Annotated in this window: 15 protein-coding genes and 1 tRNA gene; 6 read left to right on the top strand and 10 right to left on the bottom strand. The window is 64.5% G+C overall.

Features of this window, described 5'->3' with window-relative positions:
• Positions 1-81 precede the first annotated feature (81 nt).
• A complete protein-coding gene (locus ENHY17A_RS14265; protein WP_443018315.1) occupies positions 82-489 on the top strand; it encodes a cytochrome c-type biogenesis protein in 408 nt (135 codons plus the stop codon).
• A complete protein-coding gene (locus ENHY17A_RS14260; RefSeq protein ID WP_159713782.1) occupies positions 486-1,121 on the top strand; it encodes a tetratricopeptide repeat protein in 636 nt (211 codons plus the stop codon). Before ENHY17A_RS14265 ends, ENHY17A_RS14260 begins: the two co-directional genes overlap by 4 nt.
• Before the next feature lie 125 nt (positions 1,122-1,246).
• On the opposite strand, the gene ald is transcribed toward ENHY17A_RS14260, so the two are convergent.
• Positions 1,247-2,350, bottom strand: a complete 1,104-nt coding sequence (gene ald, locus ENHY17A_RS14255) for an alanine dehydrogenase (protein ID WP_159713780.1) — start codon at positions 2,348-2,350, stop codon at positions 1,247-1,249.
• Positions 2,351-2,547: 197 nt separating this feature from the next.
• Here ald and ENHY17A_RS14250 point away from each other — a divergent pair, with 197 nt between their 5' ends.
• From ENHY17A_RS14250 to ENHY17A_RS14240, 3 genes are all read left to right on the top strand, one after another.
• Positions 2,548-4,491 carry a potassium transporter Kup gene (locus tag ENHY17A_RS14250; protein WP_236547985.1) on the top strand — a complete coding sequence of 648 codons (1,944 nt, stop codon included), beginning with the start codon at positions 2,548-2,550 and terminating at the stop codon, positions 4,489-4,491.
• On the top strand, positions 4,491-5,018 hold the full coding sequence (locus ENHY17A_RS14245; RefSeq protein WP_159713778.1) for a 2'-5' RNA ligase family protein: 528 nt from the start codon (positions 4,491-4,493) through the stop codon (positions 5,016-5,018). Before ENHY17A_RS14250 ends, ENHY17A_RS14245 begins: the two co-directional genes overlap by 1 nt.
• Before the next feature lie 56 nt (positions 5,019-5,074).
• A tRNA-Met gene (locus ENHY17A_RS14240) sits at positions 5,075-5,151 on the top strand.
• Between the two features lie 9 nt (positions 5,152-5,160).
• On the opposite strand, the gene ENHY17A_RS14235 is transcribed toward ENHY17A_RS14240, so the two are convergent.
• A complete protein-coding gene (locus tag ENHY17A_RS14235) occupies positions 5,161-6,312 on the bottom strand; it encodes an aromatic ring-hydroxylating oxygenase subunit alpha (RefSeq protein WP_159713776.1) in 1,152 nt (383 codons plus the stop codon).
• Between the two features lie 62 nt (positions 6,313-6,374).
• Here ENHY17A_RS14235 and ENHY17A_RS14230 point away from each other — a divergent pair, with 62 nt between their 5' ends.
• Entirely contained in the window at positions 6,375-8,063 is a 1,689-nt protein-coding gene (locus ENHY17A_RS14230; protein ID WP_159713774.1) for an AmpG family muropeptide MFS transporter, read from the top strand.
• A 106-nt stretch (positions 8,064-8,169) separates the two neighbouring features.
• On the opposite strand, the gene ENHY17A_RS14225 is transcribed toward ENHY17A_RS14230, so the two are convergent.
• The 8 genes from ENHY17A_RS14225 to ENHY17A_RS14190 all read right to left on the bottom strand — a co-directional run bounded on the left by ENHY17A_RS14225 (position 8,170) and on the right by ENHY17A_RS14190 (position 14,816).
• Positions 8,170-8,601: a DUF6628 family protein gene (locus ENHY17A_RS14225; protein ID WP_159713772.1), complete on the bottom strand. Its 432-nt coding sequence runs from the start codon at positions 8,599-8,601 to the stop codon at positions 8,170-8,172.
• Between the two features lie 69 nt (positions 8,602-8,670).
• Positions 8,671-10,008, bottom strand: coding sequence for a bifunctional folylpolyglutamate synthase/dihydrofolate synthase (locus ENHY17A_RS14220; protein WP_159713770.1), 1,338 nt, complete (start codon positions 10,006-10,008; stop codon positions 8,671-8,673).
• Positions 10,009-10,138: 130 nt separating this feature from the next.
• Positions 10,139-10,993 (bottom strand): acetyl-CoA carboxylase, carboxyltransferase subunit beta, encoded by an 855-nt coding sequence (accD, locus tag ENHY17A_RS14215; protein ID WP_159713768.1) that lies wholly within the window; start codon positions 10,991-10,993, stop codon positions 10,139-10,141.
• Entirely contained in the window at positions 10,990-11,802 is an 813-nt protein-coding gene (gene trpA / locus ENHY17A_RS14210) for a tryptophan synthase subunit alpha (protein WP_159713766.1), read from the bottom strand. Before trpA ends, accD begins: the two co-directional genes overlap by 4 nt.
• 122 nt (positions 11,803-11,924) lie before the next feature.
• On the bottom strand, positions 11,925-13,154 hold the full coding sequence (trpB, locus tag ENHY17A_RS14205; RefSeq protein WP_159713764.1) for a tryptophan synthase subunit beta: 1,230 nt from the start codon (positions 13,152-13,154) through the stop codon (positions 11,925-11,927).
• Positions 13,155-13,301: 147 nt separating this feature from the next.
• The gene (locus ENHY17A_RS14200; RefSeq protein WP_159713762.1) at positions 13,302-13,940 is read right to left on the bottom strand and encodes a phosphoribosylanthranilate isomerase; all 639 of its coding nucleotides are present in this window, start codon (positions 13,938-13,940) and stop codon (positions 13,302-13,304) included.
• Positions 13,941-13,956: 16 nt separating this feature from the next.
• On the bottom strand, positions 13,957-14,466 hold the full coding sequence (locus ENHY17A_RS14195; RefSeq protein ID WP_201296409.1) for a GNAT family N-acetyltransferase: 510 nt from the start codon (positions 14,464-14,466) through the stop codon (positions 13,957-13,959).
• Between the two features lie 2 nt (positions 14,467-14,468).
• Positions 14,469-14,816: a hypothetical protein gene (locus ENHY17A_RS14190; RefSeq protein ID WP_159713760.1), complete on the bottom strand. Its 348-nt coding sequence runs from the start codon at positions 14,814-14,816 to the stop codon at positions 14,469-14,471.
• Between the last annotated feature and the right edge of the window lie 12 nt (positions 14,817-14,828).

The following is a 14,828-nucleotide window of genomic DNA, read 5'->3' as shown; positions in this document are numbered from 1 at the left end:
AAGCCGCTTGCGCGCGGTTGGAGCCTTTCGCGGTTGCGTCGGCCGCCTGGTGGACCCCGGAACAAGTCCGGGGTGACGCGTTTGGTGGGACTGGCCTTCGCCTCGGTCATCATGGCGGTTACGTCCCCCGCCTCAGCCCAGACCACCGCGCCCGCACGCTATGCCGACACCCAGCTCTCCGATCCCGTGCGCGAGGCCGAGGCTAAGGGATTGATGGCGCAAATCCGCTGCCTGACGTGCGAAGGCCAGTCGGTTGCGGACAGCGACGCGGATATGGCGGGCGACATGCGCGCGCTGATCCGCGAACGGATCGAGGGTGGCGAGAGTGCGGGTCAGGTGCGGCAATGGCTGATCGACCGCTATGGCGACCAGATCACCTATGATCCGCCCATGTCGGCACTGTCTGCGCCGTTATGGCTCGCACCGCTGGCGCTACTCGCACTCGGCATCCTGATCGCGCGCAAAAGCTTTCGGAGGCGCAGGCCATGATCGGTTGGGCGATGCTGGTGGCTGCCGGACTGGCGGCGGCGGCGGCGATGTGGTTGCTGCGTTTCCCGCGCCCGCTGTGGATGTTCGGGGCGGCGGCGCTGATGTTGGGGGCGGCGGGCTATGCGTGGCAGGGCGAGCCGCAGATGCCGGGCAGTCCGGTCGAGCGCCGCGCCGCCGGGCAACCCGTCGATCCGCAGATCGTGGAATTGCGCCAGGCGTTTTTCGGGCGGTTCGGGCCGGAGGCGGCCAGTTTCGTCGCCAGCGACGGTCTGCGTCGCGGCGGCGCGACGGGCAGTTCGGTATCGGTGATGCTGGCGGCGGTGCGCACCAATCCGGCGAGTCAGGGAGCGTGGACGGGCCTCGGCGACGCGATCGTCGCGCATGACGGCGGAAAGACACTCTCGCCCGCTGCGCGACTGGCCTTCGATCGCGCGATCCTGATCGATCCGACCCAGCCGGGGCCGTGGTTCTTCGACGGACTGGCGCATGTTCGCACCGGCGATCTGGACGGCGCGCGCGCGCGCTGGACCAAGGCCTATGCGCTGACGCCCGAAGGGCGGTTGAAGGACGCTGTCGCGATGCGGCTTGCGTTGCTCGACCAGATCATCGCGCTGCGGGACCGGGCGGGGTAATCACCAAAGCCGTTTGTGCTGAGCCTGTCGAAGCATTGTCCTTCTTCCTTTTCCACCCTGCGGCCCGAAGAAAAAGACAGTGCTTCGACAAGCTCAGCACGAACGGGGATAGGCGGCGCTTGGCCTTACTGCCAGGCTTCGAACGTATAACCGAACGCTTCGGCCACTGCCTCATGCCTAATCTTGCCGTCCGAAACATTCAGCCCGTTCGCCAGATGCTTGTCCGCGCGCATCGCGGCTTCCGCACCCTGGTTCGCCAGTTTCAGCACGAACGGTAAAGTCGCATTGTTGAGCGCGAACGCCGATGTGCGCGCGACCGCGCCGGGCATGTTGGCGACGCAATAATGGATGACGCCTTCTTCCTCATAAACGGGGTCGTCATGCGTCGTCGCGCGTGAGGTTTCGAAACAACCACCCTGGTCGATCGCGATATCGACCAGCACCGAACCGCGCTTCATCGTCTTGAGCATCTCGCGCGTGACCAGTTTGGGCGCGGCGGCGCCGGGGACCAGCACCGCGCCGATCACCAGATGCGCCTTTGCAACCGCAGCGGCGATGGCCGCGCGGCTGGCATAGGCGGTCTTGATCTGGCTGCCGAAATGCATGTCGAGTTCGGCCAGACGTTCGTTCGAGATATCATAGATGGTGACGTCGGCGCGTAGGCCGGTCGCCATCTGCGCTGCGTTGACGCCCGAGACGCCGCCGCCGAGAATCGCGACGCGGGCAGGGGCCACGCCGGGGACGCCGCCCAACAAGACGCCGCGTCCGCCCTGTTCCTTTTCCAGATAATGCGCGCCGACCTGAACCGACATGCGGCCCGCGACTTCGCTCATCGGCTTCAACAGCGGCAACTGACGCGAATCGCTGGTGACGGTTTCATAGGCGATGCAGGTCGCGCCCGATTTCATCAGACCGTCGGTCTGCGGCTGATCGGCAGCGAGGTGGAGATAGGTGAACAGCGTGTGGCGCGGCTCCAGCATCGCGATTTCGCTTTGCTGGGGTTCCTTGACCTTCACGATCATGTCCGACTGCGCGAACACTTCGGCAGCGGTGTTCAGGATGGTCGCGCCCGCGTCCTGATAGTCCTTGTCGGTGAAATCGATGCCCATGCCGGCATTGGTTTCGACGAACACGTCATGGCCGTGCCGCACCAGTTCCTCGACCGATGGTGGGGTCAGGCCCACACGATATTCGTGGTTCTTGATTTCCTTGGGGACGCCGACTCGCATTATTACCTCTCCGAGCAAGATTCGTTCACTGCCCCATAGCCGAACATGTCGCGCGTTTTCCAGCGATATGGCGGTTCGACGGGGATGCATTGCGGGCAATATGCGTGCATGCTAACGGCCCGCGCTTATCGTAAAAGGCAGGCAGTCGGTCGCATGGCCAAGTCCTCGATTTCCCTCCAGGTTGCAAACCCGCGCCTGTGACATCAAACGAGCAAGCCCCGGACGCCGCGTCGCCCGCAGCGGGCACGCACGCCGATTCCCCGCATCTCGACGCCCATGGCCGCGCTCAGGGTATGTGGAAACTTGCGATCGGTGCGATCGGCGTGGTGTTCGGCGATATCGGCACCAGTCCGCTTTATGCGTTTCGCGAAACCTTTGCCGGGCACCATCCGCTAGCGCTCGACACCGAACATATCATGGGTGTCGTCAGCCTGATGTTCTGGTCGATGATGATCGTGGTGACGCTGAAATACGTGACCATCATCATGAGGCTCGACAATAAGGGCGAAGGCGGCAGTCTGGCGTTGCTCGCGCTGATTTCGGGCAAGACCCGCAACAAGCGCTGGACGCGCGGGATCATCTTTCTGGGCGTGTTCGCGACCGCTTTGTTCTACGGCGATTCGATGATTACGCCTGCCGTGTCGGTGCTGGGCGCGGTTGAGGGGATTTCGGTTGCGGCGCCCGCTTTTGCGGGGTGGATCGTGCCGATCGCGGTGGCGATCATGGTGTTTCTGTTTTCGATCCAGCGCAACGGCACGGGCAAGGTCGGGGCGTTCTTCGGTCCCATCATGATGCTCTATTTCGCGACGATCGCGACGCTGGGCATCATCAGCTTCCTGCAGACCCCGTCGATCCTGTGGTCGCTCAATCCTTGGTACGCGATTAACTTCTTCATCATCGACCCTCTCCCTGCGTTTCTGGCGCTGGGATCCGTCGTGCTGGCGGTGACGGGGGCTGAGGCGCTCTATGCAGATATGGGGCATTTCGGGCGCAAGCCGATCAAGCTGTCCTGGCTGTGGTTCGTGATCCCGGCGCTGATGTGCAATTATATGGGGCAGGGCGCGCTGTTGATGCGCGACGGGGTGCTGGCGCTTCAGAACCCGTTCTTCCTGCTCGCGCCCGACTGGTTCCAGATCATCCTGCTGGTGATCGCGACATCGGCGGCGATCATCGCCAGCCAGGCGGTGATTTCCGGCGCGTTTTCGGTCACCCAACAGGCGATCCAGTTGGGCTTCATGCCGCGGCTTCGCATTGAACATACCAGCGCATCGACCGCAGGCCAGATCTATATTCCGTTCGTCAACTGGGCGCTGATGATCATGGTCATCCTGCTGGTGCTGACCTTCCAGTCCTCGTCCAACCTGACCGCGGCCTATGGGATTGCCGTGACGGGGGCGATGTTGATCGACACCTGTCTGTTGACGGTCGCGCTCTTCTATCTGTGGCGCTGGAAATGGTATTATGCGGTGCCGCTGCTGACCGTCTTCTTTATCGTCGACATTGCCTATTTCGCTGCGAACATGACCAAGGTGCCCGATGGTGGCTGGTTCCCCCTGGTGGTCGGTCTGGTGATCTTCACGCTGCTGACCACCTGGTCGCGTGGCCGGGCACTGATGATCGAGCGGATGCGAGAGGCCGCGATGCCGATCAAGGTATTCATCCAGTCCGCCGCGACATCGGCGACGCGGGTGCCGGGAACGGCGGTGTTCATGACGTCGACCCCGGAGGGCGTACCGCACGCGCTGCTCCATAACCTCAAGCATAACAAGGTGCTGCACGAGCGGATTATTCTGCTGACGGTCAAGATCAGCGACGTGCCCTATGTGCCCGACGGCGAGCGGGTCGAACTCGAACCGCTGGGGCAGGGGTTCCACCGCATGATCCTGCGCTTTGGTTTCATGCAGGATGCCGACGTGCCCACCGCGCTCAAACAGGTTCACGAGTGCGGCGCGGACTTCAAGATGATCGAGACCAGCTTCTTTCTGTCGCGTCAGACGCTGATCGCCGCCGAACGCCCGCAAATGGCGCTGTGGCGCGAAAAGCTGTTCGCGTGGATGCTGCGCAATGCGGAAAGCGCGATGGAGTTTTTCCGCCTGCCCACCAACCGCGTGGTCGAGCTGGGCAGCCAGGTCGAGATTTGATGGAGAAGGCGCCGATCCCCCTCGCGGGAGCGCCTATCATCGTGTCGGCGCTGTTCGGGGCGGAGGATGCCGCGTTCCTGACCGGCCTTCGCCGCGCGCATTTTCCGTTCGAGCGCAATCATCTCGACGCGCATCTGACGCTGTTTCACCATTTGCCGCCGTCGATCGAGAGCGAGTTGAAGCATCGGTTGGCGCAAGGCACGCGCGGCGTGACACCGCCACGCGCGTCACTGGCAGGATTGATGAGCCTTGGGCGCGGTGTGGCCTTCCGGGTTGAATCGCCCGAGCTAGAGGCGATCCGCGAATCGCTGCGCGACGCATTCGCGCCGCTGTTGACCCCTCAGGACGCAGGCGGCTGGCGACCGCATGTCACGATCCAGAACAAGGTCGAACCCGGCATCGCACGTGCGTTGAAGACCGATCTGGAGGCCGATTTTCGTCCACGCCTCTTGGCAATCGCGGGCATTGGCTGTTTCTATTATCGCGGAGGCCCATGGGAGCCGATTTCGCGGCACATGTTCGCTTGACCGACTGCGCAGGCCTGACTAAACGGCCCGCTCTCCCGTAGCGGGAGGCCTTTCGGGGCGGAGTAGCTCAGTTGGTTAGAGCACGGGAATCATAATCCTGGGGTCGGGGGTTCAAGTCCCTCCTCCGCTACCATTGGTAGCGTCAGTTTTCACCGATCGCCGGTTTTTCAATCGCCTGCGCGATCTGGTCGTGAAAGCTGCGGATGCCTGCCTCCAACGTCCCTAGCGTCAGCCGGTCGATCGCACCCGACCGCAGGCCTTGTTGGCCCAATTCCGCCGCGCGGAAATCTTCGGCTGCAAACACCCCGCCGTCGAGCAGTTCCCAGCTTCGCTCCCAATGCGCCAGCGCCTTGTCGCTTTGCGGCGCTTCGGGAATCAGCATGAAATCCTCTACCAGCACAGAGTTTTCGTCTTGCGGCATCAGCACCATCAGGTTGATGTAATCGGGGCTGACGACCAGCACCGCACCGGGAAACATCTGATAGGTATAGGTGATCGCGGAGCGGAGCACTGCCCAGTCGCTGGATGACAGGGCATCGCGTTCGGCGGCGCGACCAACGGCTGAGCGTTGATGCGTGCCCATCGTATCTGCCGCAGCGATTCCGTCCTTGAAGAAGGGGGCAATCGTGCCCGAGTGCAGCCGCTGGATGTGATAGCTTTCCAGAAACGCATCCATGATGAGCTTCCAGTTTGCCGCGACCCTGTGCGTGCGTCTGCGGAAGGCGTGCTGCCCTGCCAGGTCGAACGCGGCGAAGTCGCGGCCGAGTGCTTGCGCCTCGCTGAAATCGGCGGCGTCATCGAACGCGAACCAGATCAGCCCGCCTTCCTCGCGCGTCGGCAGCTTGCGCAGGCCATAGTCCGATTTGTCGAGACCCGGAAACGCATCGGCCCGCGGCAGGCCGACCAGCGCGCCGTCCAGCGCGTAGGTCCAGGCATGGTAAGGGCAGACCAGCCGTCCGGCTTTGACTGGCTCGCACCCCTCGACCAGCCTTGTCCCGCGGTGGCGACAGACATTCAGGAAGACATGCGCCACGCCATCGCGGTCGCGGGTGATGAGAAGCGGCTTGCCAAAGCCGTCATGCGGCACCGCCATGCCGGGTTCGGGCAGTAGCGCGGACGGCGCGATGACGAGAGGCACGCGGGCAAAGATACGCACCTGTTCTTGGCGGTGGCGCGCGGGGTCGGTATAATGCGCGGCATCGACATAAGTGACGCCGCGATCCTCGCGCGTGCCGCCTTCGGCCAGCAGCTTCGCCAGAGCGAGTTGGCCCTGCGTTGGGAGACATGCGTTCATGGCTATCCTCTGCCATATTTTCGGTTAGTGTCGCGCGCAATCTGTGCGGGGAGCAAGCGTAAATGAGTGAAGCGGGGGCAGCGGTGCCACGGGGCAGCGTGATCGACAGTTTAAAGCCCTATTTCCGGCCCGCGCCGCTTGCCGCGCTTGGCCTGGGCATGTCGTCGGGCTTTCCCTTTGCGATGATCGGGGCGACGCTGACCTCGCGACTGGCGCAGGACGGGATCACCAAATCGGCGGTGACCGCCTTTGCGCTGACCTTTCTCGCCTACAACCTCAAATGGGCGTGGGCGCCCGTCATCGACAAATTTCGCCTGCCGCTGTTGGGCGCGATCGGTCAGCGACGGTCGTGGCTGATCGTCACCAGCATCCTCGTGTTCATCGCGGTCAGTGTGCTGGGCAGCATCGATCCGACGCAGGACCTGCCCGCGGTCGCATTGGCGGCGATCTGCGTCGGGCTGGCGGGCGCGACCTATGACATCGTCATCGACGCGTACCGGATCGAACTTCTGGAACCCTCCGAACTCGGCATCGGGTCGGGCATGTCGCAATATGGCTGGCGGATCGGGTCGGCGGGAGCGGGGGCGCTCGCGTTGGTGATCGCCGCGCGCTACGGCTGGGGGGCCGCCTATATCGCCTGCGCCTTTTTCGTCGCGCCCGCGATGCTGGTCGCGCTGCTGATTGGCGAACCGGTCCGCAAAGTCGCGCGCGAATGGCCCGATTATATGGGGCGCAAGGCGTATGGCGTGTTCGCCGCCTCGTTCGTGCCGGTCTATCTGCTCGGCACCTGGATCGACCAGTTGCTCGACGTGACGATCCTCAGCCGAATGGTGCTGGTCGGATACGCGTTTCCGCTGTTCGACCTGACCGCGCGGCGGGCGCGGGATGCCGGACGATCGAGCCATCTGACCTGGGTGATGCTGGCCCCGGTGGCGGGTTTCGCGCGCGCGATCATGGCCGGATGGACCGACCCGCTTGCGATGACACTGCTCGGTATCGGCGCAGTCGCGGCGGTGGTGTTCACGCTGTTGCCGCCCGTGACGGGCGAAGGCGAGTCGGCAACCGAACATAGCCGCAAGCGCGCGGTTACCGGCCCACTCGCCGAATTCTTCAAGCGCGAGGGCGGCTGGCTGATCCTGCTGTTCGTGCTTGTGCATAAGCTGGGCGATACGCTTGCCAATCTGACGCTACGGCTGTTGTTCGAGGATCTGGGCTACACCAACGACGAAATCGCGTTCTACGATGTCGGCATCGGTTTTATCGCACTGCTGGTCGGCATCTTCGTCGGCGGCATCATGTATGCGCGGCTGGGGATGAAGCGATCGGTGCTGATCAGCCTGGTGCTGATGGCGGTGTCCAACCTGTCGTTCGCGGCGCTCGCCTCTGTCGGCCATTCGAATACCGGCATGGCGCTGGCGATGGGGTTCGAGAATTTCGCAAGCGGCATCGGTGGGGTGTGCGTGGTCGCGTACCTGTCGGCGCTGTGCAACCTGTCCTTCACCGCCACCCAGTTCGCCATGCTGTCGGCAGCGGCGAGCATCCTCGGTCGGTTCCTGTCGGGGACGACTGCGGGGGCGGCGATCGAATCGATCGGTTATGTCGAATATTATCTGCTGACGACCGTCCTCGCGTTTCCGGGCATCCTGCTGTTCTGGCTGATGATGCGATCGGGCCTGGTCGATGCATCGATCGGCAGTGCGGGGACCCAGGGGCAGGGCGATGCGAGGAAGGATGCGCCTGCCGAGCCTTGATCGCTGATCCACCATTCCGTTCGTTTCGAGCGAAGTCGAGAAACGTGAACAATGCGCCTGGCCTGCGTTTCTGGACTTCGCTCGAGACGAACGGATTGAGGGTGGCTTAAACCCTCGCCAGCGGTCGCCCGCAATCCTGAAGCGCGAATGCCAGCGCCTGTGCGGTGGTCAGCGTGGCACCGGCATCGCGCACGCCCATCAGGTCGGCGAGCAGCAACGCCGCTGCGCACGGATTGTCGCCCGCGCGCTCGATCACTGCGAGCAGGGTCGATTCCTGCGCGGTCATGCGGCGGCAGCACCAGGGTGCGATGGTGATCGGTCCGGCCGCACCGCGCGACATTTCGAGCATCAGCGTGCGCATCAGAGTCAGTGGACGGCGAAAATCCTTGCCGAAATGGGTCATGAAGGCGTGGGCGGTGGCGGCATCATCCAGCCCCTTTGCCCCCATCTGGCGCATCGCGGACAGGATCGTGCGGCGGGTATCATCGGTCGGTGCGGGGTGCGGCAGGGTGTGCGCGAAGCGTTGGGTGACGTGCATGAGGGGAAGACTCCGTAGCTTGAGCTCCAAGCTGACGAAGTGGTTATTGCAAGTCAATATCAATAAAGATCAGTCCGGCCATTCATCGTTTTCGGCAAGCACTTCACCGGCGAGATAGAGCGATCCGCAGATGAGGACCGGGGCGGGCTCTCTGTCGAAGGGTGCGCGAGTCGCGATCTCGCGGAGCGCGGCCGCCACATCGTCCGCCGTGATCGCGATCGGCACCCCCGCCGCCAGTGCGATCTGTACCAGCGCGTGCGGCGCATGATGCGCATGGTCGGGCACCGGAACCGCGGTCACGCTCCGCGCGTGCGGCGCAAGCCGCTCGACCAACGCGGCGGCATCCTTGCTGGCGAGCATCCCGACGACGATGTCGATCGGGCGCCCTTCGGCCAGATCGGCGATCGCGGCAGCAAGCGCATCGGCGGCAGCGGCATTGTGCCCGCCGTCGAGCCAAACGCTGCTGCCGGGCGGCAACAACGCGGTGAGCGGCCCATCGCCCAGCAACTGCATCCGCGCGGGCCAGCGCGCCTCCGCGGCGCGCCCCAGCGGCGTGTCGGACACCGGCAGCCGGTCCTGCGCCCGCATCATCGCTACCGCGAGCGCCAAATTGGCATGCTGGTGCTCGCCCGCCAGCCGGGGGAAGGGGACCGAGATGTCGCCGCGACCATCACCGACCGCGATCCGGCGCTTGGTGATGGTCGCGGACCAATGCCAGTCGCGGTTCAGGCGGCGCAGGGTAGCGCCCGCCTGCGCGGCCGATCGTTCGAACGCTGCGTTGATCGCGGAAGCATAGTCCATCGTCACCAATGGCGCGCCGCGTTTGGCGATGCCCGCCTTTTCGCGCGCGATGCCGACCGGATCGCTCCCCAGAAAGGCTTCGTGATCGACACCGAGCTGGGCGATGCCGGTGACCAACGGCGCGTCGATGACATTGGTCGCATCCAGTCGGCCGCCCAGTCCGACCTCGATCACGCAGGCGTCGGCGGGCGTGCGAGCGAAGGACAGGAACGCGGCGGCGGTGGTGATTTCGAAGAAGCTGGCGCTGATCTGCGCCGCCTCCGCCGCGTCCAACACCTCCGTGAGCAGCGGGGCAAGCGCAGCGTCGTCGATCAGCGTGCCAGCGAGGCGGATGCGTTCATTGAACCGCACCAGATGCGGGCTGGTATAGGCGTGGACCCGGTATCCGGCAGCCTCCAGTCCTGCGCGCAGAAAGGCGCAGGTCGAACCCTTGCCGTTGGTGCCCGCAACGTGGAACACCGGCGGCAGGTTGTGGTGTGGATTGCCGAGCGCGGCGAGCAGCGCGGTGATGCGCTCTAGCCCCAGCACGTCCGCGCCGGGGGACAATGCCCATAGCCGGTCGAGTTGGGCCTGGACGGCGGGGTCGGTGGAACGGGCTTGGTCCATGCGCTATTGGCGGTCCTGTCCGGTCGTTCTCCCAACCTCCGTTCGTTTCGAGCGAAGTCGAGAAAAGTGATCTTGGCGCTCGGAAGCGTTTCTCGACTTCGGTCAAAACGAACGGACGGAGAGAAACGCGTTACGCAGCTTTCCGCTTCCCGCACAGATGACCGATCACCTGGCCCAGCACTTCGGGCAATTCCTTGCGGTGTGTGACCATGTCGATCAGGCCGTGCTCCAGATAATATTCGCTCGTCTGGAAATCGTCGGGCAGCTTTTCGCGGATGGTGTTTTCGATGACGCGGCGCCCGGTGAAGGCCAGGGTCGCGCGTGGTTCGGCGATCTGGATGTCGCCCAGCATGGCGTACGCGGCCATCACGCCCCCGGACGTGGGATCGGTCAGCACGACGATATAGGGCAGGCCCGCGTCATGGAGCATCTCGATCGCCACGGTGGTGCGCGGCATCTGCATCAGGCTGAGAATACCCTCCTGCATCCGCGCGCCACCGCTGGCGGTGAACACGATGTAGGGCGCACGGCGCGCGATCGCGGCTTCGACCCCGGCGATGAACGCCTCGCCGACCGCCTGGCCCATCGATCCGCCCATGAAGCCGAAATTCTGGACGCCGACGATCGCCTCGCGCCCGCCGATCAGCCCGGCGGCGTTTACGAAAGCATCGGGATCGCCGGTATCGGTCCGGGCGGCCTTGATCCGATCGACATAGCGTTTGGTGTCGCGAAATTTGAGCGGGTCTTCGGCGACCTTGGGGCTGGGCAGCACTTCATGCTCGCCCTCGTCGAACAGATATTCGAAGCGCTGGCTCGGCCCGATGCGACCGTGATGCTCGCACAAGGGGCAGACATGGAGGTTCTCCTCCAGCTCCTTGGTGAACACCATCTGCCCGCATCCCTTGCACTTGTGCCAGAGATTGTCGGGGGTTTCGCGTTTGGCGACGAAGGGGAGCGCGTTGCGGACGCTGTCGAGCCAGCTCATGCGGGTTCCTTTCTGGCCGCACGGATCGCGGCGGAGAGGGTCTGGATATAGGCGGTGACAGCGGCGGGTGCATCCGCGCCGTGCTGGGCCACGAGTTCTACGATGGCAGAGCCGACGACGACGCCATCAGCAACGCGGGCAATGGCCGCCGCCTGTTCCGGCGTACGGACGCCGAAGCCGACCGCGATCGGCAGGTCGGTCGAGGCTTTGAGGCGAGCGACGGCTTCCTCGATCGAGGATTGCGCAGCCTGTTGCAGCCCGGTGATACCCGCGACCGAGACGTAATAGACGAAGCCGCTGGCGCCTTCGAGCACTTGCGGCAGTCGCGCGGCATCGGTGGTCGGAGTGGCAAGGCGGATCGGCGCGATCCCGGCCGCGCGCAGTTCCGGGCCGAGTGCGTCATCCTCTTCGGGTGGAAGATCGACGCAGATCACACCGTCCACGCCTGCAGCGCGTGCCGCGTTGGCGAACCACGCTGGGCCGCGACGGAGCATCGGGTTCGCATAGCCCATCAGCACCAGTGGCACGTCCGGATGTCGTGCTCGGAAATCGGTGGCGATTTGCAGGATATCGGCGGTGGTGGTGCCTGCGGCCAGGCTGCGGATATTCGCAGACTGGATCGCTGGGCCGTCCGCCATCGGATCGGTGAACGGCATGCCGAGTTCGATCACGTCCGCCCCGCCCGCGACGAGCGCGTCGAGGATGGCGGGGGTGGCCTGCGACGAGGGGTCGCCTGCGGTGACGAACGCGACGAGTGCGGCGCGGTGTTCATCTCGCGCGATAGCGAAGGCGGTGGAGAGGCGAGTCATGGGCTAGCCCCTCCCCTTCAGGGGAGGGGTTGGGGTGGGGCGTGTCCACAAGCGATTGGCAGTGAGGCGAGGCCCCACCCCCGCCCCCTCCCCTGAAGGGGAGGGGCTTGATAAATTCGAGATCATATCGCCACTCCCAGCGCTTCGGCGACGGTGAAGATGTCCTTGTCGCCGCGCCCGCACAGGTTCGCGAGGATGATCTGGTCCGACCGCATCTCCCGTGCGCGCTTGGCGACAGCGGCGATGGCGTGGGCAGGTTCCAGTGCGGGGATGATGCCTTCGGTGCGGCAGAGCAGCTGGAAAGCGTCCAGCGCCTCAGTATCGGTGATCGAGGTATATTCGACCCGCCCGATATCCTTCAGCCACGCATGTTCGGGGCCGATGCCGGGATAATCGAGCCCGGCAGAGATCGAATGCGCCTCGGTAATCTGCCCGTCATCGTCCTGAAGCAGATAGGTCTTGTTGCCGTGGAGCACGCCGGGGAAGCCGCCTGCGAGGCTGGCGGCGTGTTTGCGGTCCAGCCCTTCGCCCGCCGCCTCGACGCCCAGCATATTCACGTCGGCATCGTCGAGGAACGGGTGAAACAGTCCGATCGCGTTCGACCCGCCACCGATCGCCGCGACCAGCAGGTCGGGCAGGCGATCGATGCGCGACAGCATCTGCGCGCGCGCTTCCTTGCCGATCACGCTCTGAAAATCACGGACCAGTTCGGGGTAGGGGTGCGGGCCTGCCGCGGTGCCGATGATGTAGAAGGTATCATGGACGTTCGCGACCCAGTCGCGCAGCCCCTCGTTCATCGCATCCTTCAGCGTTGCTGCGCCACTGGTCACCGGACGGACCTCGGCCCCGAGCAGCTTCATGCGGAACACGTTGGGCTGCTGCCGCTCGACGTCCTTGGCACCCATATAGATGACGCAGGGCAGGCCGAAACGCGCGCACACGGTGGCGGTCGCGACACCGTGCTGACCCGCGCCGGTTTCCGCGATGATCCGCGTCTTGCCCATGCGGATCGCCAGCAGGATCTGGCCGATGCAATTGTTGATCTTGTGCGCGCCGGTATGGTTCAGCTCGTCGCGCTTGAACCAAATCTCGGCCCCCATGCCGTCGTCCGCGCTTTCGCGGAGAGAGTCGGTCAGGCGTTCGGCATAATAAAGCGGGCTGGGTCGACCGACATAATGTTTGAGCAGATCGTCGAACTGCGCGGCGAAGGCGGGGTCGGCCTTGGCGCGCTTATATTCCTCGCCGAGTTCGAGGACGAGCGGCATCAGCGTCTCGGCGACATAGCGGCCGCCATAATCGCCGAAATGCCCGCGTTCGTCGGGCTGGGCACGGTAGCTGTTGGGTGTGGTCATGATGGCCCGCGCTTTAGCATGGCTTAGCACTTAGGGAAGCCTAGGGGATCCTCCCAATGTTCCGTTCGTTTCGAGCGAAGTCGAGAAACGCTCACGCACGCCTGGTTCACATTTCTCGACTTCGCTCGAAACGAACGGAAGGGAGGGTCAGGTGGCGTGGACTGCGCGCAGGAAATCAACGATTCGCCCAACATCTTTAACCCCAGGCGCGCTTTCGACACCCGACGACACGTCAACTAGCGTCGCGCCCGTGCGCCGCACCGCCTCGCCGATATTGCCTGCGTCCAGCCCGCCCGACAGCGCCCAGGGGAGCGGGTGGCGAAATCCTTCCAGCAATGACCAGTCGAATCGCAGCCCCATGCCGCCGGGGAGTGCCGCGCCTTCCGGCGTTTTCGCATCATAGAGGATGCGGTCGGCGGCTCCGGCAAATGCGCGGGCGTGGTCGAGATCGGTGCGGGTCTTCACCGCGACCGCCGCCCAGATTTCCAGCCCGGTTCGCGCGCGGATCGCGGCGATCCGGTCGGGCGCGGTCTTGTGCAACTGGATCGCGTCGAGCCGCCCTGCGGCGCGCGCCGCGTCGATCAGCGCATCGTCGGGATCGACGAACACCCCGACCTTGCCGACATGCGACGGAACAGAACTGGCCAGCCCCGCGACCTGATCGAACCCGACATTGCGCGGGGAGGGGGGGAAGAACACGAAGCCGACATGGCTCGCCCCGCCCGCAATCGCGGCGTCCAGCGTGTCGGGCGTCGAAAGACCGCAGATTTTGGCGGTGGTCGGCATGGCGCCCGCTTTGCCGTCAGACGAGCGGCTTGACCAGCACCGTCATGCGGAGCGGCGGATCGAGCGAAATGGGGAAGGGGCGCGTTTCGCCGCTGGGGGCATAGCCGTGGCGGCGATACCAGGCGATGAGTTCGACGCGGGCGTCGATCACGGTCATCTCGATTCGATCGGCGCCAAAGTCAGCGTGAGCACAAGCCTCGGCGGCGGCCATCAACCGCTTGCCCAGCCCGGTGCCCTGTCGCGCAGGCTCGATACAGAGCAGGCCGAGATAGGCGAGGCCGTCCCCACGATCCGCGACATTGACGCAACCTATCGGCGTGTCGCCGTCCCACGCGATCAGCAGGCGCGATGCGGGGTCTGTCACCAGCGCGGTCAACGTTGCGGAATCTGTGCGCGCGCCGGTTACCAGATCTGCCTCGTGGGTCCAGCCGACCCGCGCATCGTCCCCGCGATAGGCGCGCTCGATCAACGGATGGATGCCGATAATATCGTCCGGGCAGGCAGGCGCAATGCGGATCGAATCCATGGTCAGCGTCGCTTCGCCAATGACGTTACCGCAAGGATGACGCCCGCAACGACCAGGAATGCCGTCCATTGATAGAGCGGCACGAACAGGAAGACGAGCGCGGCTGTCGAGGATTCCGAGACGAATATCGCCTGATAATAGGCGGCTCCCGATAGCGCAGTTGAAATGACGAGAAAGGCGAGCATCGCGATCGAGGTAATCCGGTCCCGCCGCCGCCGTGCGAGCAGATAGGCCGCAACCGCCGGGCAGACGATCCAGAGCGCGAACGGAATCGCGGCCAGCCACCAAGATGATGACGACGGGTCGCCGGTGTGAATCATCAGCGCGATCAGCCCGAAAGCGACGGCCAAGCTGATAATGCC

It is taken from the genome of Sphingomonas sp. AX6, assembly GCF_902506605.1.
Taxonomy (GTDB): Bacteria; Pseudomonadota; Alphaproteobacteria; order Sphingomonadales; family Sphingomonadaceae; genus Sphingomonas.
The sequence above is the reverse complement of the archived record's forward strand: the minus strand, read 5'-3'. Positions and strand labels throughout refer to the sequence as shown.

Excerpts from the sequence above, each read along its gene's own strand:
- accD (WP_159713768.1), bottom strand. The coding sequence starts at position 10,993 with ATGAGCTGGCTCGACAGCGTCCGCAACGCGCTCCCCTTCGTCGCCAAA.
- ENHY17A_RS14195 (WP_201296409.1), bottom strand. The coding sequence starts at position 14,466 with ATGGATTCGATCCGCATTGCGCCTGCCTGCCCGGACGATATTATCGGC.
- ENHY17A_RS14260 (WP_159713782.1), top strand. The coding sequence starts at position 486 with ATGATCGGTTGGGCGATGCTGGTGGCTGCCGGACTGGCGGCGGCGGCG.
- ENHY17A_RS14245 (WP_159713778.1), top strand. The coding sequence starts at position 4,491 with ATGGAGAAGGCGCCGATCCCCCTCGCGGGAGCGCCTATCATCGTGTCG.
- ENHY17A_RS14200 (WP_159713762.1), bottom strand. The coding sequence starts at position 13,940 with ATGCCGACCACCGCCAAAATCTGCGGTCTTTCGACGCCCGACACGCTG.
- ald (WP_159713780.1), bottom strand. The coding sequence starts at position 2,350 with ATGCGAGTCGGCGTCCCCAAGGAAATCAAGAACCACGAATATCGTGTG.
- ENHY17A_RS14235 (WP_159713776.1), bottom strand. The coding sequence starts at position 6,312 with ATGAACGCATGTCTCCCAACGCAGGGCCAACTCGCTCTGGCGAAGCTG.
- trpA (WP_159713766.1), bottom strand. The coding sequence starts at position 11,802 with ATGACTCGCCTCTCCACCGCCTTCGCTATCGCGCGAGATGAACACCGC.
- trpB (WP_159713764.1), bottom strand. The coding sequence starts at position 13,154 with ATGACCACACCCAACAGCTACCGTGCCCAGCCCGACGAACGCGGGCAT.
- ENHY17A_RS14225 (WP_159713772.1), bottom strand. The coding sequence starts at position 8,601 with ATGCACGTCACCCAACGCTTCGCGCACACCCTGCCGCACCCCGCACCG.
- ENHY17A_RS14220 (WP_159713770.1), bottom strand. The coding sequence starts at position 10,008 with ATGGACCAAGCCCGTTCCACCGACCCCGCCGTCCAGGCCCAACTCGAC.
- ENHY17A_RS14230 (WP_159713774.1), top strand. The coding sequence starts at position 6,375 with ATGAGTGAAGCGGGGGCAGCGGTGCCACGGGGCAGCGTGATCGACAGT.